This window comes from Mesorhizobium sp. M1A.F.Ca.IN.020.03.2.1 (assembly GCF_004023205.1).
Classification (GTDB): domain Bacteria; phylum Pseudomonadota; class Alphaproteobacteria; order Rhizobiales; family Rhizobiaceae; genus Mesorhizobium.
In genome coordinates this window covers 3,786-4,323 of sequence record NZ_RZSV01000340.1, presented here as the reverse complement: position 1 = coordinate 4,323, position 538 = coordinate 3,786, and the positions used below count along the sequence as shown (strand labels likewise).

Genomic DNA, 538 nt, shown 5'->3' with positions numbered 1-538 from the left:
GTTTTTGATGGCGTCCTGTAGCGCCTGCTGCGCCTGGCGCAGCCGACGCTCGGCGGCCGACAGATTGCCTTCCTCGATGCCGAGCGCGATCTCCCACAGATAAGCCACCTCGTTGCGCAGCTGGTCGTCGTTCTCGGCAAGCTTCAGCCGGCTCCTGGCGCTCATGATCGCGAGGTAATGCGACATGTTGTCGAAAGTATCCTCCGGGCGCAGGGTGATCGCGTCCATCAGGTCGAGCACGCGCGGCTTGGCGTTGGCGTCGAGCGCCAGCAGGCGGCGCTGCTCGATCACCGCGCGGGCCAGGGGATTGGAGAAGGGCCGCTCCGGCATCACCAGCGTCTTGGTCTCACTGGTGGCGGTATGGCCGGCATCGTCGGTGGCGGTGAGCGTCAGCTTGATGGTGCTGCCGGCCCAGACATGCTCGGTCAGATCCTTGGTCGTCTTAGCGGCGTTCGCCTTGCCGCCGCGGCGCGGCAGCGTCAGCGGCATGTCGGGCGGGCCATAGAGCGGATGCGCATTGGCCGCCGGCGGCTCAGAC

The 538-nt window shown here is 67.1% G+C and carries 1 protein-coding gene; it reads right to left on the bottom strand.

Going from position 1 to position 538, the window contains the following annotated elements:
- Window positions 1–538, bottom strand: a 538-nt coding sequence (locus tag EOA79_RS33915; protein ID WP_245489962.1) for a DUF4175 family protein, incomplete at both ends; no start/stop codon positions are given.